This window comes from Mycolicibacterium sichuanense, from assembly GCF_033741125.1.
Lineage (GTDB): Bacteria > Actinomycetota > Actinomycetes > Mycobacteriales > Mycobacteriaceae > Mycobacterium.
The window spans coordinates 21,321-40,846 of sequence record NZ_JAWQPU010000006.1 but is presented as its reverse complement, the minus strand read 5'-3'; the positions used below and the strand labels follow the sequence as shown (position 1 = coordinate 40,846).

The window sequence follows — 19,526 nt, the reverse complement described above, 5'->3', positions numbered from 1 at the left end:
GATCAGGCCACGCCGAGGTAGGAGGCGCGAATGCTGTCGTCGGCCAACAGTTCTCGCGCATTGCCGGAGCGGGTCACCGCGCCGGTCTCCAGGATGTAAGCCCGGTCCGAGCGGCTCAGCGCCTGCTGGGCGTTCTGCTCGACGAGCAGCACCGTCGTCCCCTGCTCGTTGATCTCGGAGATGATCTTGAAGATCTGCGAGATCACCATCGGCGCCAATCCCATCGACGGCTCGTCGAGCAGCAGCACCTTCGGTCGGGCCATCAGCGCCCGGCCGATCGCGAGCATCTGCTGCTCACCGCCCGAGAGGGTGCCCCCGACCTGGCTGCGTCGCTCGGCCAGCCGGGGGAAGGTCTCCAATACCCAGTCGAAGCGCTCGCGATGCTCGGCCTTGCTCGGGAACTTGCGCCCATAGCAACCCATTTCGAGGTTCTCCACGACCGTCATCCCGGGAAACACGCCGCGGCCCTCGGGCGCCTGGATGAGCCCGCTGGTGACGCGGTTGTGCGCCTTGACCTTGGAGACGTCCTCGCCCTCGAACCAGACCGACCCCGATGTGAGCGGACGCAACCCCGAGATGGCCCGCATCATGGTGGTCTTGCCGGCGCCGTTGGATCCGAGCAGCGTGACGAGCTCGCCCTGATGCACCTTCAACGAGACGCCGTGCAGCGCTTGGATTCTGCCGTAGTGCACCACGACGTCGCGAACCTCCAGCAGCACCGGCCGCGGGTCGCTCTGGGCGGTTTCGGTCGGCTCACTCGAGTTCGTCATCGGGCACCCCCAGGTAAGCGGTGATGACCGCTGGGTCTTCGCGGATCTCGGCGGGCAGACCGTCGGCGATCTTCCGCCCGAATTCGAGGACGACGATTCGATCGGTCACACCCATGACCAACCGCATGTCGTGCTCGATCAGCAGCACGGTGTAGCCGTCGTCGCGGATCGCCTGGATCAACTCGATGAGTGCGGACTTCTCGCTCGGGTTGAAACCGGCCGCGGGCTCGTCGAGGCAGAGCAGCTTGGGCTCGGTGGCCAAGGCCCTGGCGATCTCCAGCCGACGCTGATCACCGTAGGGCAGGTTCTTGGCCTTCTCGTCCGCGCGCTGGGAGATGCCGACGAATTGCAGCAGAGCGACGGCCTTCTCGATGGCGGACTTCTCCTCGCGCCGGTGCCGCGGCGTGCGGACGAGCGCACCGGGAACCGAGGTCTTGTGCCGCGCGTCGGTGCCGACGACGACGTTCTCCAGCGCCGTCATCTCACCCCAGAGCCGGATGTTCTGAAACGTCCTGGCGATCCCGCGTCGGGTGATCTCGTGGCGCTTGATCTTGCCCAGCGGGGCGCCGTCGAAGGTCACCGTGCCCGACGTCGGCCGGTACACCCCGGTGATCGCGTTGAAGCAGGTGGTCTTGCCGGCACCGTTGGGCCCGATCAGCCCCAGGATCTCCCCGCGCTTGATGTCGAAGGTCACGGCATCCAGCGCCGTGAGCCCGCCGAACTTGACGGTCAAATCCTGCGTCGCCAAGAGGGTTTCGCCCTCGGCGGCGTTGACGTCGCGGTGCAGGGCGGCGAGTTCCTCGTCGATTACGGGTTCACTCATGCGGCTGCCTTCGAATCGTCGGCCTTGCCCAACAGCTTCTGCGCGGACTTGGCGTAGGCGAGCAGCTGCTGGCGGACGGGGAACAGGCCCTGCGGCCGGAAGATCATCAGCACCACCAGCGCCAGACCGAAGAACAGGTACTTCAGGTCACCGAGGTTGACCCCGAACAGATGCACGCCGAGCAACCGGTTGGGCAGGTACACGATGATGAACGCACCGAAGATGACGCCGAGCTTGTTGCCCTGGCCGCCGAGCACGACGGCCACCAGGAACAGCATTGAGTTGATGATGTTGAAGTTGGTCGGCGCCACGTACTGCACCTGCCCGGCGTAGAGCGCACCGGACAGACCACCGATACCCGCCCCGATCACGAACGCCCACAGTTTGAAGCGGAACGTGTTGACGCCCATCACCTCTGCGGCGTCCTCGTCCTCGCGGATGGCCACCCAGGCGCGCCCGACCCGGCTGCGTTCCAGGTTGCCGACCAGCAGCAGGATGCCGATCATCAGCACCAGGCCGAGCCAGAACCACCAGGTGCCGTAGTTGGCGTGGCCCGACGAGTTGCCGCTGGAGAACACGCCGTTGGGCAGGCGCTCGCTCTCCCCGACCCGGGGGTAGGCGATCTGGTTCAGGCCGCGCGAGCCGTTGGTGATGTCGGAGAGATTGTCGGCGAGCAGGCGGATGATCTCGCCGAAGCCGAGTGTCACGATCGCCAGGTAGTCACCGCGCAGGCGCAGCGTCGGCGTGCCGAGGATCAGACCGGCCAGCGCCGTCACGGCCATCGCGATCGGCACGCACGACAGCCACGCCCAGTCCTTGCTGAAGAAACCGGTGGCCCCCACCCTGTTCCACGGGCTGTCGGGGCTGGTGAGTAGCGCGACCGTGTAGGCGCCGACCGCGTAGAAGCCGACGTAACCGAGATCCAGCAGACCCGCCTGGCCGACGACGACGTTGAGGCCGATCGCGATGATCGCGATCATCACGAAGGCCGCCATGGTGCCGCCGAAGCTGATTCCCGGGGTGTCGATGAAGCCCGGGGTGTACAGCGGCAGCAGCGCCAGCAGACCGAAGCCGATGACGCCGAAGATCCACTTCTGCGGACGGGCCAGGCCCGCCCACCAGTGCCGCAACCCGTCGCCGGGAGCGAGGAGCCGTCCCGCCGGTGTCGCGCCGTTCGGCGTCTTCGGTTCCGCCTGGTGACTCATGCGCGCGCCTTCCCGAGGCTCTCACCAAGGATGCCGGTGGGGCGGACCAGCAACACCAGCACCAGCAGGACGAAGGCCACGACGTCACGCCACTGGGTGCCGAAGACCGCCTGACCGTAGTTCTCCATCACGCCGAGGATCAGGCCGCCCAGCAGCGCACCGCGCAGGTTGCCGATGCCACCGAGGACCGCCGCCGAGAACGCCTTGATGCCGAGCAGGAAGCCACCGGAGTAGATGATGCCCTGCGGCACCTTCAGCGTGTAGAGCAGGGCCGCGGCGCCGGCGAGCAGGCCACCGATCAGGAACGTAGTCATGATGATGCGTTCGCGGGAGACGCCCATCAGGGTCGCGGTGGTCGAGTCCTGCGCCACGGCCCGGATGCCGCGGCCGAACTTGGTGCGGTTGATCGCGATGTCGGTGAGCAGTGCGAGCACCAGCGCCGCCACGACGATCACCAACGTCACGTTGGTGACGGTGGCCCCGAAGACGGTGAACTGAGTCTTGGGCTGCACCAGGATGATCGGCTGCTGGGCGTTCGACCCGCCGTACCCCTTGATGATGTGCGGCAGGATGAAGTGCACGAATTCCTGCAGGACGAATGACATTCCGATGGCGGTGATGAGGAAGGTCAGCGGTCGCGCGTTGCGGCGCCGCAGCGGCCGGTAGGCGATGAACTCCAAACCGACGGCGGCCGAACCGGATACCAGCATCGCGAAGACCATGGCGATCGCCAGATAGGCGATGGTCAGGATGACGCCCTTGTTGTAGGCATTGCCACTCGGCGCGAATCCCAGGATCAGATCCAGGCAGAAGTAGGTGCCGAACATGCCAAGCATGAAGATCTCGGAGTGGGCGAAGTTGATCAGCCGCAGCACGCCGAACACCAGTGTGTAGCCGACGGCCACCAGGGCGTAGATGGCGCCCCACGACAGCCCGTCGATGGTCAACTGCCAGAAGCCGTTGATCAGGCCGTCGACGTTGAAGTTTATGTTGGCGGCCAATAGCACTGGCGGCGGCTCCTCGTGGATGACGGATACGAGGCGCGTCCGAACCGTGGGCTGGGACGCGCCTCGTATCAGCGGCTACTGAACCTTGAAGATCCAGATCAGGTTGGTTGTGAGCTCACCGGTGGGCGACCACTGGTAGTTACGCGCCACGCCCTGACCGTTGTAGTTCTTGACGTAGTCCAGCAGGGCCGGCCGGGTGATGGCACCCGAGTCGATGCCCTTCAGCAGGATGGTTCCCAGGTCGTAACCCTCGGTGCTGTACGTGCCGGGCTCCTGGCCGAACTTCTTGGTGTACTCGTCGGCGAACGTTCCGGTGGCCGGGCCGCACGGGCAGGACAGGATCGAGCCCTTGGACGCCTCACCCGCCTGTTTGACGAACTCGGGGTCCTTGGTGCCGTCGGCGCTGACGAAGGTCGCGGTGACTCCGCCGTCCTTGAGCTGCTGCACGAACGGCGCGGCCTCGGAGTAGTAGCCGCTGTAGAACACGGCGTCCGGGCTGACGCCCTTGATCTGAGTAACGGCGGCGGAGAAGTCCTTGTCGCCCTTCTTGACCTGGATGTTGCAGGCCGAATCGGCGACGGGGCCGAGGGTCTCGCGGACCGGGATGGCCAGGCCGAGGCCGTAGTCGGTGCTGTCGTCGACGACGCAGACCTTCTTGTAGCCGAGGGTGTTCTTCAGGTAGTTGGCGACCGACGGGCCCTGCACGGCGTCGTTGGCCAGCCCGCGGAAGAAGGTCTTCCACCCGTTCTGGCTCAACGTCGGGTTGGTGGCCGACGCGGTGGCGGCGACGAGTCCAGCCTGATCGAACACCGTGCCGGTGGCCTTGGTCTCACCGGAGAACGCCGGGCCGACCAGGCCGATCGTGTACTGGTCGTCGACGATCTGGGGGGCGACGGCGGTGGCCTTCTGCGGGTCACCCTCGGTATCGAACGGCTTCAGCTGGACCTGGCAGCCCGGGTTGGCGGCATTGTGCTTGTCGATCGCCAGCTGCACGCCGTTCTTGATGTTGATGCCGAGGGCCGCGTCGGGTCCGTTGAGGGCACCGGCCATTGCGATGGACACCGGCGGGCAGGTCGCCTTGCCGTCACCGGTGGGATCGGCTGGCTTGGCGCCCTCGGCGGTCTTCACCTCGGCGCCGTTCTCGTCGATCTGAACCTGCTCGACGATCTTCAGGTTCGACTGGGACGAACTCTGCTCCGGCGCCGACTGGCTGCAACCAGCGATGCCGAGCACGAGCAAGCCCGCCCCCCCGAGAGCAAATGCATTACGTGCCATGCGAGCGCGCACGTTCACCTCCGTGTCGACGTTGTCATTGGCACCGGCGACGCAGGTCACGTCCCCCGGGGCGCCGATGCTTCCGCTAGAACATAGCCAACACATCGCAGCGGTGCGCGATGTTGACGAACGCGGACTGAGTGTCGCCTGTGTATGCGGGCGAAACGACGCGTCGCGAAATGCGTTCGTTACGTCTCGGGCGCGTCCAACGTCTCGAGCACGACCTCCGCCACCCGTCGCATCGTGGTGCGGCGATCCATCGCCGCGCGTTGAATCCACTTGAAGGCTTCGGGTTCGGTCATCTTCTGCTTCGACTGGAGCAAACCCTTGGCGCGCTCGACCAGCTTGCGGGTCTCCAACCGGTCCGACAGCGTGGCGACTTCGGACTCCAGCGCGGTGATCTCGCCGAATCGACTGACCGCCAACTCGATCGCCGGAATCAAGTCGGTGATGGAGAAGGGCTTGACCAGATACGCCATGGCGCCGGCATCGCGGGCCTTCTCCACCAGCTCACGCTGAGAGAAGGCGGTGAGTATCAAGATCGGAGCGATGCGCTTGGTGGCGATCTCGGCGGCGGCGTCGATGCCGTCGCGGCGCGGCATCTTGACGTCCATGATGACGAGGTCGGGCCGCAGGCTCTCGGCGAGCTCGACTGCCTCCTGGCCGTCACCGGCCTCCCCCACCACTTCATAGCCCTCGTCGCGCAGCATCTCGGCGAGATCCATGCGAATGAGTGCCTCGTCTTCGGCGATGAGGACGCGGTGTGGTTTGTCGGCATCCGTCGTTGACCCGGTCATGGCCTCATTGTCCCGTGCGCGGCGCATAACAGCGACCGCGGGGCCGTGCCGGGTCTCCGAGCCGATCATCTATGGTGGGAAACCGCACCGCGAATGCCCTCGTATCCCAATTGGCAGAGGAAACGGATTCAAAACCCGTGCAGTGTGAGTTCGAGTCTCACCGAGGGCACCAGAAGGACCTACGACGGACGGTCTGCCGGCGTTCGCGCACGATCACCCTCTTCAACGTCGATGGCCGCAGGATGTCGGTGGGTCGGCCGAGCAGTTGCATCTGCCTGAAGATCGTCTCGGTGAGGACCACGTCCGTCACCGCGGCCGAATACACCTCGTTCAAACCGGCATTGACCAGTTTCTGAAGTCTGCCCCGCCATCCACTGGACGGAATGATGGCGAAGTCGAAGAGTCGATTCTTCCACCAAATTGGGGCGAGCCTCCGTGCCGAGGCGCCGAAGAATCGTTGGCTCAGCCGGTCGGTTCCGGCGGCCAAGCACCGGCGAAGCGCTGCTGCCTGCATCGCCGCAGAAGTCATGCCTTGGCCGTAGACGGGATTGAAACTGCACACCGCGTCACCGATGACGAGGAAGCCCGGCGGGAAGCGGACGAGCTTGTCGTAGCGGCGCCAGACACTGGCCGGATACCGCTGCCTGAAGACCTCGCCGGTCGGCTGCCCGTCGCGCAGCGCATCTCCGACGTGAGCGGGCAGAAACCGGGTCGCCGACTCGAGGAACTCGGGTTGTCCCAGCGGAGTGTTCCGACCGGCGAGGCCGATGACCGTCACGACGACGGTCCCGTCCTCGTAGGCCAGGACCCCTGCCCCCTCGGGCACGGCAAGCGAAGGGGCATTGACCACCGCCTGTTCGGTGAACGCACCGGGGGCAACGCGGAAGAACTGGCTCGAATAACTCAGCTGAATCGCATATCTGCGTTCTTGCGGACGTGCGAAGCCATGGGCCTGCAGGAACGCCGGAGTACGCGCGGCGCGCCCGGTTGCGTCGACGACCAGGTCAGCGCGCAACACCACGTCGCGACCGGTCTGGAGTTCGACGACGTGAACTCCGGTCACGCGTCCGGTGGGATCGATGGTGGGTTCGACGACGTCGTGTCCATCCAGGAACGTGACGTGGGGAATCGCACGCACTCGCCGTCGGATCACCGTCTCCAGTAGTGGCCGGCTCGCCAATACCAGCACCATGTCTGCGGACCGGGTCAACCGCCCCGTCTTGCAGAAGACGGTTTGGCCGACGGCGAGATGAAATCGTGCAGGGTCATCGGGACCATGAACGACGATGGCGCCGGCCGATTCGAGTTCGTCGAGGATGCCGGGAAACGATTCGACGAGATACGGCACGCCACCACTGAGCATTTGATGCAGATGCTGGCCCTGCGATACCCCCCGTCGCTGGGAGGTGAGTTCGGGCAGTACGTCACGTTCGACCACCGTGACGGCTCGATGGAACTCCGACAACACCTTGGCTGCGAGTAGACCGGCGATGCTGGCACCGCAAACCACTGCGTGTCCGTTGGACATGTTCTTCGACCCTCCGGCGGTGATCCCCAACCGAGGACACCTTCTCAAGGTGCGCCAAAGCATGTGGCGGCGAAGATCACATTTCCATGAGGAAAGCGGTGGCCGAGGCCCTGACTCCGAAGCGAGTCGCCGTAATTCGGACTGTGGGCGGACTAGCGACCCCTCAGCGCCGGTCCGCCCACAGTCCAATCGACACCCGCCTCATCGCGATACCCGATGAACGGGGACAGTAGTCACTCGAACTCGTTGTACGACAAATCAATCAGCGCGGATACGGGAATCCAGACTCACTCGTCGAGGTCGTCTGGATGCCCGTTCCCCCTGGTCAGTCGGCCGACCCTCCCGAGGACGAGCTCGAGGATCCCGAGCTCGAGCTGCTCGACGAGGAGCTGCTGGCGGCACTGGCGGAGCTGGCCTTCGGCGACTCGTTCTGGTCGGCGGCCTTGGTCGCGCTCGTCGTCTCGGCTCCGGTGGACTTCGTGGCCGAACTCGTCGTGGTTCCGGAGGAGGTCTTCGTCGACGAGGAGCCGGGTGACGTCGTCGTGGTCGACGCCGGCGAGGTGGTCGAGGACGACGCGGGTGAGGTGGTCGACGTGGACGCCGGCGAGGTGGTCGAGGACGACGCGGGTGAGGTGGTCGACGTGGACTCCGACGCACCGGACGACTCGGATACTTGCTTGACCGGCGTGGTCACGGCTTCATCGGTGGTGGTCGACTTCTCCACGTCCACCGACTTGGGCTGTGCCGCAGGGGTTTCGGTAGCCACCGGTTCGGACACCGGCGCGGTGACGGCCACGGGTTCGGCGGCCACCGCCGGTTCGACTGCCGTCGCAGCCGGTGTCGCGGATTCGTCCACCGCGGCCACCTCGATGGCGACTGTCTTCGAATCGCTGGCCACGACGGTGGACGCGTCCGCCGCGGGCTCTGTTGCTGCGGCTGATGCAACCTTGGCCGCCGTCGTGGTGACCGGCTCCGCCGAGGCCGCCGCCACTGCCGCCACTGCAGCCGCCGGGGCCGCTGGCCGCAGGAACCCGAAGAGGTTGGAGATGGCGTTGACGACCGACTGGATGAACATGCCGGGGTTGAAGAAGCTCGAGATCGCCTGGCTGAACGACTGGGCGATCTGTTGGAGTGCGGCGAAGAACTGCGAGAGCGGATTTGCCGCCGGCTGCTGGGGAGTCTGCGGTCCCAGATGCGCTGCGATCCAGGCCTTCAGCATGGCCACGGCATCCTTGGGATTGCCGTTGGCGTCCCACAGTCCACGGAACGCCTCGGGGTCGGTGCCGCTCGACGCGGTGTCGCGACCCGTGTAGAGGAAGATGGGCCCGAGATCGATGTTCTTCAGGTTGGAGTAGCTCTGCCAGGTGTCCAGCAGGTCCTTGATCCACGCGGCCTGGTCGGCCTGTGTGAACGCGCCGCCCGGCGTGGTCGGCAGGCCGTACTCGGTGATCCAAACCTGCTTGCCGGTAAGCATTCCCATCATCGCCTCCAGCTGCTGGCGCGGAGTCTGGATCCAGGGCGCGCAGGTGGGGCATGACGCGGAGTACTTCTGTTCCTCGCTGTAGGGATGCATCGACAGCGCGTCGAAGTAGTCGGCCGCACCGGCTGCGAGCATCCGCTGCAGGAACGTCACCGGGCTCATGGTGCGGCCGAAGATGTCGTCCTGGGCGGCTCCCAGCCCGCCGGCGATCACCGTGGCGGTGGGATCCAAGTTCTTGATGACCGGGTACACCGCCTTGAGCATGTCCGTGTACGCCTCGGGACTCATCGGATTCAGGAATCCGATGTAGTTGGGCTCGTTCCAGACCTCGTAGGCCGACACCGTGGTCTTGTAGCGCGCGACGAAGTCGGACATGAAGTCGGTGAACTTGCCCGTGTTCGGCAGCTGTGATCCCGGTAGTGCCAACTGATTCGGGTTGGCGGCTGCCCACGCCGGCGTGGCGTTCACCTCGGCGAGGACGCCCATGTTGCGGGCGGCGGCCGCACTCATGATGTCGTCGATGCTCTGCCAGTTGTAGCTGTTGTCCGTCTGCTCGATCAGGCCCCACGGTACGAAGACGCGGATGTTCGTGACGCCGATGGCCAGCATGTCGTCGAGCTGCTTCTCGATTGCGGCCTTCGGCTGACCGTACAGCGGCGAGGTGGCGACGCCGACCGTGGTTGGCGCGACGGTGATCTCGGCGACGGGCTCGAACTTGAGGGCCGCCAGACGCGGTGGCTGAACGAAGAGGCCGCTGGCATACGCACTGGCCATTGCGACCGGCAGCACTGCGACGACGCCACGGGTGGCGATCTGACGGAGGAGGTTTCCCCGCGTCCGTGTCATTCGAGCCTCCTGATTTGGGTCCGGCAACTGTCGGACTCGTTATTGGTGAGCTGAATTTACCCCGCCGTCAGCAAACTTGCCTAACCAAACTGATAACAGGGAAAAGGTCTGAAAGGGAACTTTGGGCGTGCTCATTCGAGCGCACACCGAGTGACGAATTTGGCGAAATAACAACCATGCAATTCGCCGATCACGATCTGATATTGACGTCAGCGATAGCGCACTTCAAGTGGCATTTCGGACGACTTGACAGTTGTCTGTGAACGGCCTGTCAGTACGCAATGGTGTAGAACTAGCAATTCTTACTGCAGAGTCATATTGCCGCTAAGCGGCACCACCGCAAAATGTGTCAGCCCGTGCCAATGATCCTTTAACCATTGTGGGCAAACAGTATTGATCTTGAATGGCACGAAAACAGGGGCCCCAACAAGATGTTGGGACCCCTGTTGACGGTGCGTCGTCTGGCTAGCCCGTCGTGCTTCCCCCGGACGTTCCCGCGCCGACCGATTCCTTGGCCGTCGTGGACGCCGCGGCGTCGCTACCCGAACCGTTGGTTCCTTGGTGTACACGCGGCCTGCTTGGTTCGACCGAGTTGCTCGCCTTGCCGTCGCTAGCCGACGTGCCCGCCGGCCCGGAATCCTTCGTGGTGCCCGCTGGCTTGTCGGATGACGTACTCGACGAACTCGACGAACTCGAGGCCGAGCCAGAAGCGTTGGCGGCAGAGCTGGTTCCCTTAGTGCTGGCCGTACTCGCCGCGGTTGGCGACGTCGCTTCCGCCGGGGACGAGGTTGGCGACGAGGCGACGGGCGTGGCCGGCGCCGCCGAGGCCACTGGCGTTGTCGGCGTATCGGTGGGAGCGGACACCGGCGTGACCGCGGTGGGCACCGTCGGGGTCACGGTGGCCTCCGCTGCCGTCGGAACCGCTTCCGCTGCGGTCGGTTCAGTACTCGTGCTCGCGGCGGCCGGTTGTGCCGCGGCCGTCGTCTCGGTATTCGTCGTCTCGGTGCTCGCCGACTTGGATGCCGTCGACTTGGCGCCGTCGGTCGCTGGCGTCGCCGCGTCGGTGGCGACGCCAGCCGTTGCGACTGAGCTATCCGGTGTCGCGACGGATGCCACCTTCGCGGCGAGTGTCTGCGTGGTGACGGTGGCGGCGGGAGCCTGGGGCCCCGCGAACGCGGTGAAGAAGTTCTTTATGGCGGAGACGATGGCATTTACGAAGGCCTGCAGTTGCGCTGCGACGGCTTGGAAGAAGGCGGTCACTGGATTGACCACGGGCGGCCCGGGGTCGGTTGGGGTCACCGGTGGCTGATGAGCCGCGATCCATGCCTGCAACATGGCAACGACGTCCTTTGCGGTGCCGTTCTGCGTCCACAGGCCGTAGTTGGCCTCGGGGTCGGTGCTACCCGTGGCGGTGTCCGCACCCGTGTAGAGGAAGACCGGGCCGGCCTGCCCGTAGGTCTGCCACGAGTCGAGGAGATCCTTGATCCATGCGGACTGCTGGGCGTAGTCCGCCTGCCCGTTGGGAGTCGAGACGCCGTACTCGCTGATCCAGATGGACTTGGCGGTGCCGATCAATGCCTTGATCTGGTCGAGCTGCTCGCGCGGGGTCAGGATGTTGGCCCCGCACGTCGGGCAATCCCCCGAGAACGGGATCTGGTCGTTGTAGGGGTGGAAGGAGAGCGCATCGAAGTAGTTGGCCGCGCCGGCGGCGAGCATCCGCTGGACGAAGGTCACGGGGTCCATGGTGAACAGACCGTTCTGGGTGGCGCCGACGGCGCCGGCTACGACGGTGGCCGTGGGATCACCGGTGACGGCGTTCTTGATGATCGGGTAGGCCGCCATGAGTAGTTGGGCGTACGCCTCGGGATTGATCGGGTTGGAGAATTGTATGTAGTTGGGCTCGTTCCAGATCTCGTACGCCGACACGGTGGTCTTGTACTTGCTGACGAACGTCTGAAGGAAGCTCGAGAATGCCGCGACGTTGGGCGTATCGGATCCCGGCGGAAACCCGGGTGACCCCGGATTGGGTCCAGCCCACGTCGGGGTGGCGTTGATCTCCGCCATCACCCCCATGTTGCGGGCCGCGGCGGCCGTCATGACCCGGTCGAGATAGCTCCAGTCGTACGCACCGGGAGACTGTTCGATCAGCCCCCACGGCACGAAGACCCGGATGTTCGTGACGCCAATCGACACCAGATCGTCGAGTTGGGTGTCGATGGCTGCCTGCGAGGCTCCATAGAGGGGCGACTCGGCCACGCCAACGGTCGTCGGCGAATTGACGATCTCCGCCACCGGTGCGTACTCGAGGGTGGCCAGTCGGGGCGGTTGTACGAAGACACCGCTTGCGTACGCACTGACCATGGCTACCGGAATTGCCGCGATCACACCACGGGTGGCTAGATCCTTGAGCATGCCCTTGGCGATGTTCTTCATGGGTGAGTCCTTCTTTCAACGTCCGAGAATCGTCGTCGCCGTCAACCGGTTCGCCTCATTTACTCACGACGTAGCAAATCTGTCACGGGTACTGGGTGAATACAGAATGTTATTTGCGGAGGAACGATCTTGAATGATCGTACGCTGGGTATTTAATACCAAAAGTCAGCTTTCGAGCAAACATCACGTCTCCATTTCACCGTTAACTACGGATCGGTGACAACTGGCTCGCCCAACACTGATGGCGCAGTTCAGAGCCTATTCAAGGGACATCTCGTCGGTGGCGTGTCCATTCCTCCCATAGCGGCCACACCGCCATGATCAGCTACAGGAAATTGCATCAAAGAGCTGGCAACCAAACAAACTGTGCTAGCAAAATTTACCCAATCGATGATTTGATGCGGATAGCAAGCGCTTGGTGGGGCCTCGCTACTCGCAACCGCCCGCGCCGAGTGACGGCCGATCCGCGCGCAGTGAGCCGACCGCCCTTCGGCCTGCGCCCGCCCAGGCGCGGCTCGGCCCGGGCACCACCGACCGCCAGCTACTTGGGTTACGGGTCGCCCCGACGGATCCTGGCGGCCGCGGGGCAGAACTGACACGGCACCCCGGCAGGCTGACGCTAGTCGTCCAACCCGTGCTCGATCGCGTAGCGAGTCAACTCGACGCGGTTGGCCACCTGGAGCTTGCGGAACGTCGCTTGGACGTGGTTCTCGACCGTCCGGTGACTCAGTGACAGCCGTTCGGCGATCTGCTTGGCCGTCAGCCCCTTTGCGACGTGGCGGAGGATCTCGGTCTCGCGCTCGGTCAGGCTCGGGGCACCGTCGTTGGGCGTACGCGCAATTCGCCGGTATTCGCCAAGGACGAGGCCCGCCAGGCCGGGACTGAACACGGCGCGACCCTCCCCGGTGGCCAGAACGGCCCTGGCGAGTTCGTCCCGGGAGGCACTCTTGACCAGATACCCCGACGCACCCGCCTTGACCGCCTGCAGCACGTCGTCGCGTTCGTCGGAGGCGGAGAGCACCAGAACGCGCGTCGAAGGCGACACCTCCAACAGCTGCCAGGTGGCGACGGCACCGCTGCCATCGGTCAGCCGCATGTCCATCACCACCACGTCGGGTTCGACCGTCGCCGCGCGACGTCGGGCCGAGGCGATGCCATCGGCGGTTGCGACAACGGTGAAGCCCGCTTCCGCGAGATCGCGGGCGACGGCCTCGCGCCAGATGGGATGGTCGTCCACCACCATCACGGTGAACGGGGAACGGTCAGCTCCCACTCGGTACCTCCTTCGGGTCCAGTGCTCAAACGAGCGCTGCCGCCCAGCCAATGCATCCGTCCGACAATGGATTTCGACACGCCAACCCGTCCCTGCCCGGCGGCCTCCTCGAGCCGCCCGGCCGGGATGCCCGGTCCGTCGTCGCGGATGCTGACCACGATCGAGTCGTCGAGATCCTCCAGGAGGATGAACGCGCGGGCGTTGGCACCGGCATGCGCGGTGACGTTGTCGAGGGCATTGGACACCGCTGCGTCGATCTCCGCCGCGACGGTGGAGGGCATCGTCACTGCGTCGGCGGGCAGGCTGACCGACACTCGGTCGGTGGCTCGTCCACGCAACAGCGAACTTAGGTCCGTGTGGGCGCCGTCGAGTTCGCGGGCTCCGGCATCGCTCACCCATCGACGCAGCGCCCGCTCCTGCTGCCCCGCCAGCTCGGCGAGTTCGGTCGTCTCAGCGCCGATCTCGCGCCCGCGTCGCGCGATGAGCGCAAGCACCTGAATGGCACCGTCGTGGACCTCCCTCGAGAGCCGCTCGCGCTCCCGGTGCGAAGCGGCCAGCCGGGCGGCGCGTTGCAACTCGGCGTGGGCGCGCCGAGCCGTCTGTGCGGCAAGGCCAATCGCGAGGCCGGCGGCCAGTTCGATGACGACGGTGGCGTTGCGTCCGACGTCGAAGCTGACGTAACCCTTCAGCGCCGAGCTCGCCGCCGTGACCGCGACGCCGACGGTCATGCCGCCGATCGGCCCGAGCAGGATCGCCGCCGAAATCGTGGCGTTGGTGGCCCACAACGTCGTTGGCCACGACTGGTTGTCCAGCGCCCACTGACCGGAAGCCACCAGAACCGTCGTGAGCATCAGCGCGACTACGACCGCGGTCTCGGCGATCACCCACGCCAACCGTCGGCCGTAGCCATGGAGGTAGGCCACTGCGCACGCGACGCTCCACGCGATCAGCACTGCGAACAGCGCCCAAGACAACGCCGGTCGTTCCAGATCGTCGTTGACCGCGATCTGGAACCCCAGCGCGTAGAGGCAACTCAGCAGCCGGAAGACCTGCGCCGCCCGCCACAGCGGGGCGGCTGGGTCCGGGGACGGCGCGGCGAGCATGCCGCTACTACATCACCTTGGACAGGAAGGCCTTCGTGCGTTCGTGTTGCGGATTGCCGAGCACCTCGCGTGGATTGCCGCGTTCGACGATGACGCCACCGTCCATGAACACCAACTGGTCGGCGACCTCGCGGGCGAAACCCATCTCGTGGGTCACCACCACCATCGTCATGCCCTCGCTGGCGAGCTTCTTCATCACGCCGAGGACTTCGCCGACCAGTTCGGGATCGAGCGCGGAGGTCGGCTCGTCGAACAGCATCAGCTTGGGGTTCATCGCCAGGGCCCGCGCGATGGCCACGCGCTGCTGCTGGCCGCCGGAGAGCTGCGCCGGGTAGGCAGTGGCCTTGTCGGACAACCCGACCTGTTCGAGAAGATCCTTGGCCCGTTCGATCGCCTCGGCCTTCTTGACGCCCTTCACCCGCATCGGCGCCTCGATGACGTTGGCCAGCGCATTGCGGTGGGGAAAGAGGTTGAAGTGCTGGAACACCATCCCGATGTCGCGGCGCTGTCTGGCGGCCTCACGCGGCGGCATCTCGTAGAGCTTCCCGCCGCGCTCCCGATAGCCGATCAGCTCGCCGTCGACGTAGAGCCGGCCACCGTTGACCTGCTCGAGGTGGTTGATGCACCGCAGGAACGTCGACTTGCCCGACCCGGAAGGGCCGACCAGGACGAGCACCTGCCCTCGGCCGATCTCGAGTGTGACGCCCTTGAGCACCTTCAGCGCGCCGAAGTTCTTGCACACGCCCTCGGCCTTCACCATGGGCGTACTCGACTCCTGGGTGCCGCTCACGTGTGCCCCACCTCTCCCATCGTCTGGGCGTCGGCCAATGCCTCGAGTTGTTTGGTCGTGAGCTTGCGCGAGACCCCTCGGGAGAAGTACCGCTCGAGGTAGAACTGCCCGACCATCAGGATGCTGGTGATCAGCAGGTACCAGCCCGCCGCAACCAGCAGCAGCGGAATCGGTTGGAACAGCACCGCCGAGATGTCGCGCTGACGCCCGAAGAGGTCGAACGTGTAGGGCACCGCGGCCACCAGGGAGGTGGTCTTCAACTGCCCGATGAACTCGTTGCCGGTCGGCGGGATGATCACCCGCATCGCCTGCGGGAGCACGGTGCGCCGCATCGTCATGGTCCAGGACATGCCCAGGGCGGTGGACGCCTCCGTCTGGCCCTCGGGCACCGAGCTGATCCCCGCGCGGATGATCTCGGCGAGGTACGCCGCCTCATTCAGGCCGAGACCGATGACCGCGAGGAGGAAGTACAGCGACAGGTTCTGGATGTCGAGGGTGAAGAACGTCGGGCCGAACGGGATACCCAGCTTGATGTTCTTGTAGATGGTGGGAAACAGCCCCCAGAACACCAGCTGCACGTAGACCGGAGTGCCGCGGAAGATCCACAGGTACACCCACGACACCGACCGGAACACCGGGTTGGGCGACAACCGCATCACCGCCAGGATCACCGCCAGCACGATCGCCAGGACCATCGACAGCACGGTCAACTCGATGGTGACCCAGACGCCGGAGACGATGCGCTCGTCGAGGATGTACTTGCCGAAGGTGGACCAGCCGTACGCCTCGTTGGTCGCCGCGCCATAGAGGAACAGCGCCAGCAGCGCGAGGATGACGATCGCAGCCACCCACCGCCATGGGTGCCGCAACGGCACGGCATCGATGACGGCGGGAGAGCCGGCTGGCTCCGTTTGGCTGCGAACGTCGACGCTCATGAGGGAACCCGGCGGATCAGCTGGTAGCGCCGTTGATGACGGGCTTGTCGATCATTCCGGACTCGACGCCCCAGTTCGTGGCGATGGTCTTGTAGTCACCGGAATCGATGAGGTGCTCCAAGGCCTTCTGCAACGAGGCTGCCAGCGGTGACCCCTTGGCGACCGGCCAGCCGTACGGCGCCGAATCGAAGATCTGGCCGGCCTGTTCTAGCTTGCCGTTGCTCTGCTTGATCGCGTACGCGGTCACCGGGGAGTCCGCCGACATGGCGTCGGCCTGTCCCAGGACCACTGCGTTGGTGGCCTGGTCCTGACCGTCGAACTTCACGATGTCGATGGCCGGCTTGCCCGCGTCGGTGCACGCCTTGCTCTTGGCGGGCAGCTCGTCGACCTCCTGGGTGGTGGTGGACTGCACCGCGACCTTCTTGCCGCACGCATCGTTGGGATCGATTGTCGAGCCCTTCGGCTTGGCCCACAGGGAACCGGCCGAGAAGTAGGTGACGAAGTCGACGGTCTGCTCACGTTCCTTGGTGTCGGTGAACGACGACATGCCGACGTTGAAGGTGCCACCCTGGATCGACGGAATGATCTTGGAGAAGTCGGCCTCCCGGTACTCGGCGGTCAGGCCGAGGGTCGAGGCGATCGCGTTCATGAGATCGACGTCGAAGCCGACGATCTTGCCGCTGGAGTCCTTGAACTCGTTGGGCGTGTAGGGAACGTTGACGCCCACGATCAACTTGCCGGAGGACTTGATGTCCTCGGGAACGGTGTTGGCGATGTCGTCGACCTTGGCGGCCTTGGCCGCCGTGGTCTGCGTCGTCGGACCAGAAGTGTCGTCGTTCTTGGTACAGCCCGACAGCACGAGCGCACCCGACACCGCGAACACCGCAGCGCCGCGCCACCATCGAGAGCTCGCTCGACGGTCCTGAATTCCAGCCACGTTGTCTCTTCTTTCTGCATCGGGTCGCCTACATACGTCACGGGCGACGACGTCAGGAACACTAGCGGGGTCCACGCGCCGTAGTAGGTGAAACTTAACGCTGGTCGTCCATCTGTGCTGTGCGAAGCGACCACACTGCGAATGCGAGCCAGCTCTGGCGTCTACATGCGACACTTCCTGACGTGAGCACCCCAACTCTCCCAAGTCTGTTGCCGCACCTGTGGAAATCGGCAGTCGTCTCCGGGCTCCTCGCCGTGGCCCTCGGCATCGCCGTCGTGGCGTGGCCGGGCATCTCGATCGCGGTCGCCGCCATCTTCTTCGGCGTCGGCCTTCTGCTGAACGGCATTCAGCAGGTGTTCTTCGCATTCAGCCTGGACGTCTCGGCGGGCGGTCGCGTGCTGCTGTTCATCAGCGGTGCCGCGTCGCTCATCCTGGCCATCATGGCCTTCCGCAACCTCGGCAACGCAGTGTTGTTGCTGGCCATCTGGATCGGCGTCGGCTTCATCTTCCGTGGCGTGGCGACGACGGTGTCCGCCATCAGCGATCCGACGCTGCCGGGGCGCGGCTGGAACGCCTTCGTCGGCATCGTCAGCCTGATCGCCGGCGTCGTCGTCCTCGCATCCCCGTTCGACTCGATCGGCACGCTGGCCCTCGTCGTCGGCGTGTGGCTCATCGTCATCGGCGTGATGGAGGTCGTGGCCGGGATCGCCGTCCGCAAGGCGACCCGCGCGGTGCTGGAGGACACGTCCACCTAAGTCCTCCGAGCCGGGGACCAAAGGCCCGCCGAAGTAGGAAAATGGGCCCTGGGCTGTAGCGACGACACCTACTACAATTCGTCGTAGGAACACTCTGCAGCCCGGGAGGAATGGCGCCCATGAACGCGCTCGACGTATCGAGGTGGCAGTTCGGGATCACCACCGTCTACCACTTCATCTTCGTTCCGCTGACGATCGGACTGGCACCGCTGATCGCCGTCATGCAGACCGCATGGGTGATCACCGGCAACGACGCCTGGTACCGAATGACCAAGTTCTTCGGCAAGCTCTTCCTGATCAACTTCGCGCTCGGCGTGGCAACCGGCATCGTCCAGGAGTTCCAGTTCGGGATGAACTGGAGCGAGTACTCCCGGTTCGTCGGCGACGTCTTCGGCGCTCCCCTGGCTCTGGAGGGCCTGGTGGCCTTCTTCTTCGAGTCGACGTTCATCGGGTTGTGGATCTTCGGATGGACGCGGCTGCCCAAAGTCGTTCACCTGGGCTGCATCTGGGTGGTCGCCATCGCAGTGAACGCCTCGGCGTTCTTCATCATCGCCGCGAACTCCTGGATGCAGCACCCGGTGGGCGCGCACTTCAACCCCGAGACCGGCCGGGCCGAACTGACCAGCATCGTCGACCTGTTCACCAACAACACTGCGGTGGCGGCTTTCTCGCACGCGGTGTTCGGGGCGTTCCTCACCTCGGGCACGTTCGTCGCCGGGGTGTGTGCCTGGTGGCTGGTGCGGACCAGCGCCTCAGCCGACGCCCGCTCGCTGTACCGACCCGCCACGATCCTCGGGTGTTTGGTGGTGCTCGCCTCGGCGGGTGGGCTGTTTCTCACCGGCGACGTGCAGGGCAAGCTGATGTTCCAGCAGCAGCCCATGAAGATGGCATCGGCAGAGTCACTGTGCCACACCGAGACCGACCCCAAGTTCTCCATCCTGACGGTGGGCACGCACAACAACTGTGACGCCGTCAACCATCTCATCGAGGTGCCCTACGTGCTGCCGTTCCTCGCCGAGGGCCGGTTCGACGGGGTGACCCTCGATGGCGTAAAGGACCTGCAGGCGACGTACGAGGCCAAGTACGGGCCGGGTGACTACCGGCCGAACCTCTTCGTCACCTACTGGTCGTTCCGGATGATGATCGGCTTGCTCGCGATTCCGGTGGCGTTCGCCATGGTGGCTCTGTGGCTGACCCGCGGCGGCCGCGTCCCCGACCAGCGCTGGTTCGGGTGGTTCGCGCTGCTGACGCTGCCAACTCCGTTCCTGGCCAACAGTGCGGGGTGGGTGTTCACCGAGATGGGCAGGCAGCCATGGGTGGTGGCCCCCAATCCGACCGGTGACCAGATGATCCGGCTGACCGTCGGCAACGGAGTCTCCGGGCACTCCGCTGCTCTGGTGCTGACTTCGCTGGTGGTGTTCACGCTGCTCTATGCCGGACTCGCGGGGGTCTGGTTCTACCTGATCCGGCGCTACGTCGTCGAAGGTCCGCTCGAGCACGACGCCGAGCCGGCGCCGCCGACACCACCAGCGGACGAAGACGTCGCTCCGTTGTCGTTCGCATACTGAG

16 protein-coding genes and 1 tRNA gene are annotated in these 19,526 nt (G+C 65.2%); 3 read left to right on the top strand and 14 right to left on the bottom strand.

Annotation, left to right across the window (positions count from 1 at the left end):
- Nucleotides 1-2: 2 nt before the first annotated feature.
- The 6 genes from SBI80_RS18535 to SBI80_RS18510 all read right to left on the bottom strand — a co-directional run bounded on the left by SBI80_RS18535 (nt 3) and on the right by SBI80_RS18510 (nt 5,877).
- Nucleotides 3-770 (bottom strand): ABC transporter ATP-binding protein, encoded by a 768-nt coding sequence (locus SBI80_RS18535; protein WP_318976285.1) that lies wholly within the window; start codon nt 768-770, stop codon nt 3-5.
- Nucleotides 754-1,593 (bottom strand): ABC transporter ATP-binding protein, encoded by an 840-nt coding sequence (locus SBI80_RS18530; protein ID WP_318976284.1) that lies wholly within the window; start codon nt 1,591-1,593, stop codon nt 754-756. Before SBI80_RS18530 ends, SBI80_RS18535 begins: the two co-directional genes overlap by 17 nt.
- A complete protein-coding gene (locus SBI80_RS18525; protein WP_318976283.1) occupies nt 1,590-2,798 on the bottom strand; it encodes a branched-chain amino acid ABC transporter permease in 1,209 nt (402 codons plus the stop codon). The genes SBI80_RS18530 and SBI80_RS18525 overlap by 4 nt, the downstream gene beginning before the upstream one ends.
- Nucleotides 2,795-3,805 carry a branched-chain amino acid ABC transporter permease gene (locus SBI80_RS18520; RefSeq protein WP_318976282.1) on the bottom strand — a complete coding sequence of 337 codons (1,011 nt, stop codon included), beginning with the start codon at nt 3,803-3,805 and terminating at the stop codon, nt 2,795-2,797. The genes SBI80_RS18525 and SBI80_RS18520 overlap by 4 nt, the downstream gene beginning before the upstream one ends.
- 75 nt (nt 3,806-3,880) lie before the next feature.
- Entirely contained in the window at nt 3,881-5,092 is a 1,212-nt protein-coding gene (locus SBI80_RS18515) for a branched-chain amino acid ABC transporter substrate-binding protein (RefSeq protein ID WP_318976281.1), read from the bottom strand.
- 176 nt (nt 5,093-5,268) lie between these two features.
- Nucleotides 5,269-5,877 (bottom strand): two-component system response regulator PdtaR, encoded by a 609-nt coding sequence (locus SBI80_RS18510; RefSeq protein WP_318976280.1) that lies wholly within the window; start codon nt 5,875-5,877, stop codon nt 5,269-5,271.
- A gap of 95 nt (nt 5,878-5,972) precedes the next feature.
- On the opposite strand from SBI80_RS18510, the gene SBI80_RS18505 reads away from it, so the two are divergent.
- Nucleotides 5,973-6,049, top strand: a tRNA-Leu gene (locus tag SBI80_RS18505).
- Here SBI80_RS18505 and SBI80_RS18500 read toward each other — a convergent pair.
- The 8 genes from SBI80_RS18500 to SBI80_RS18465 form a co-directional block, all read right to left on the bottom strand.
- Nucleotides 6,035-7,405, bottom strand: a complete 1,371-nt coding sequence (locus tag SBI80_RS18500) for an NAD(P)/FAD-dependent oxidoreductase (RefSeq protein WP_318976279.1) — start codon at nt 7,403-7,405, stop codon at nt 6,035-6,037. The two genes, SBI80_RS18505 and SBI80_RS18500, sit on opposite strands and share 15 nt — an antisense overlap.
- Nucleotides 7,406-7,730: 325 nt before the next feature.
- On the bottom strand, nt 7,731-9,731 hold the full coding sequence (locus tag SBI80_RS18495) for a cellulase family glycosylhydrolase (RefSeq protein WP_318976278.1): 2,001 nt from the start codon (nt 9,729-9,731) through the stop codon (nt 7,731-7,733).
- A gap of 465 nt (nt 9,732-10,196) precedes the next feature.
- Complete coding sequence (locus SBI80_RS18490) at nt 10,197-12,164, bottom strand: glycosyl hydrolase (protein WP_318976277.1); 1,968 nt, start codon at nt 12,162-12,164, stop codon at nt 10,197-10,199.
- 619 nt (nt 12,165-12,783) lie between these two features.
- Complete coding sequence (locus tag SBI80_RS18485) at nt 12,784-13,407, bottom strand: response regulator (protein WP_413232761.1); 624 nt, start codon at nt 13,405-13,407, stop codon at nt 12,784-12,786.
- Nucleotides 13,407-14,540 carry a MacS family sensor histidine kinase gene (macS, locus tag SBI80_RS18480; protein ID WP_318976275.1) on the bottom strand — a complete coding sequence of 378 codons (1,134 nt, stop codon included), beginning with the start codon at nt 14,538-14,540 and terminating at the stop codon, nt 13,407-13,409. The genes SBI80_RS18485 and macS overlap by 1 nt, the downstream gene beginning before the upstream one ends.
- 7 nt (nt 14,541-14,547) lie before the next feature.
- Complete coding sequence (locus SBI80_RS18475; RefSeq protein ID WP_318976677.1) at nt 14,548-15,300, bottom strand: amino acid ABC transporter ATP-binding protein; 753 nt, start codon at nt 15,298-15,300, stop codon at nt 14,548-14,550.
- Nucleotides 15,301-15,326: 26 nt separating this feature from the next.
- A complete protein-coding gene (locus tag SBI80_RS18470) occupies nt 15,327-16,265 on the bottom strand; it encodes an amino acid ABC transporter permease (RefSeq protein WP_318976274.1) in 939 nt (312 codons plus the stop codon).
- A 16-nt stretch (nt 16,266-16,281) separates the two neighbouring features.
- Nucleotides 16,282-17,202, bottom strand: a complete 921-nt coding sequence (locus tag SBI80_RS18465) for an ABC transporter substrate-binding protein (protein WP_318976273.1) — start codon at nt 17,200-17,202, stop codon at nt 16,282-16,284.
- A 182-nt stretch (nt 17,203-17,384) separates the two neighbouring features.
- On the opposite strand from SBI80_RS18465, the gene SBI80_RS18460 reads away from it, so the two are divergent.
- Nucleotides 17,385-17,957, top strand: coding sequence for an HdeD family acid-resistance protein (locus SBI80_RS18460; RefSeq protein WP_318976272.1), 573 nt, complete (start codon nt 17,385-17,387; stop codon nt 17,955-17,957).
- Between the two features lie 119 nt (nt 17,958-18,076).
- On the top strand, nt 18,077-19,525 hold the full coding sequence (locus tag SBI80_RS18455) for a cytochrome ubiquinol oxidase subunit I (RefSeq protein ID WP_318976271.1): 1,449 nt from the start codon (nt 18,077-18,079) through the stop codon (nt 19,523-19,525).
- Nucleotide 19,526 lies beyond the last annotated feature (1 nt).

Bases quoted from the DNA above. Each gene is read 5' to 3' on its own strand.
- SBI80_RS18470 (WP_318976274.1), bottom strand. From the start codon at position 16,265: ATGAGCGTCGACGTTCGCAGCCAAACGGAGCCAGCCGGCTCTCCCGCC.
- SBI80_RS18530 (WP_318976284.1), bottom strand. From the start codon at position 1,593: ATGAGTGAACCCGTAATCGACGAGGAACTCGCCGCCCTGCACCGCGAC.
- SBI80_RS18510 (WP_318976280.1), bottom strand. From the start codon at position 5,877: ATGACCGGGTCAACGACGGATGCCGACAAACCACACCGCGTCCTCATC.
- SBI80_RS18485 (WP_413232761.1), bottom strand. From the start codon at position 13,407: ATGGTGGTGGACGACCATCCCATCTGGCGCGAGGCCGTCGCCCGCGAT.
- SBI80_RS18495 (WP_318976278.1), bottom strand. From the start codon at position 9,731: ATGACACGGACGCGGGGAAACCTCCTCCGTCAGATCGCCACCCGTGGC.
- macS (WP_318976275.1), bottom strand. From the start codon at position 14,540: ATGCTCGCCGCGCCGTCCCCGGACCCAGCCGCCCCGCTGTGGCGGGCG.
- SBI80_RS18490 (WP_318976277.1), bottom strand. From the start codon at position 12,164: ATGAAGAACATCGCCAAGGGCATGCTCAAGGATCTAGCCACCCGTGGT.
- SBI80_RS18455 (WP_318976271.1), top strand. From the start codon at position 18,077: ATGAACGCGCTCGACGTATCGAGGTGGCAGTTCGGGATCACCACCGTC.
- SBI80_RS18525 (WP_318976283.1), bottom strand. From the start codon at position 2,798: ATGAGTCACCAGGCGGAACCGAAGACGCCGAACGGCGCGACACCGGCG.
- SBI80_RS18475 (WP_318976677.1), bottom strand. From the start codon at position 15,300: ATGGTGAAGGCCGAGGGCGTGTGCAAGAACTTCGGCGCGCTGAAGGTG.
- SBI80_RS18535 (WP_318976285.1), bottom strand. From the start codon at position 770: ATGACGAACTCGAGTGAGCCGACCGAAACCGCCCAGAGCGACCCGCGG.
- SBI80_RS18500 (WP_318976279.1), bottom strand. From the start codon at position 7,405: ATGTCCAACGGACACGCAGTGGTTTGCGGTGCCAGCATCGCCGGTCTA.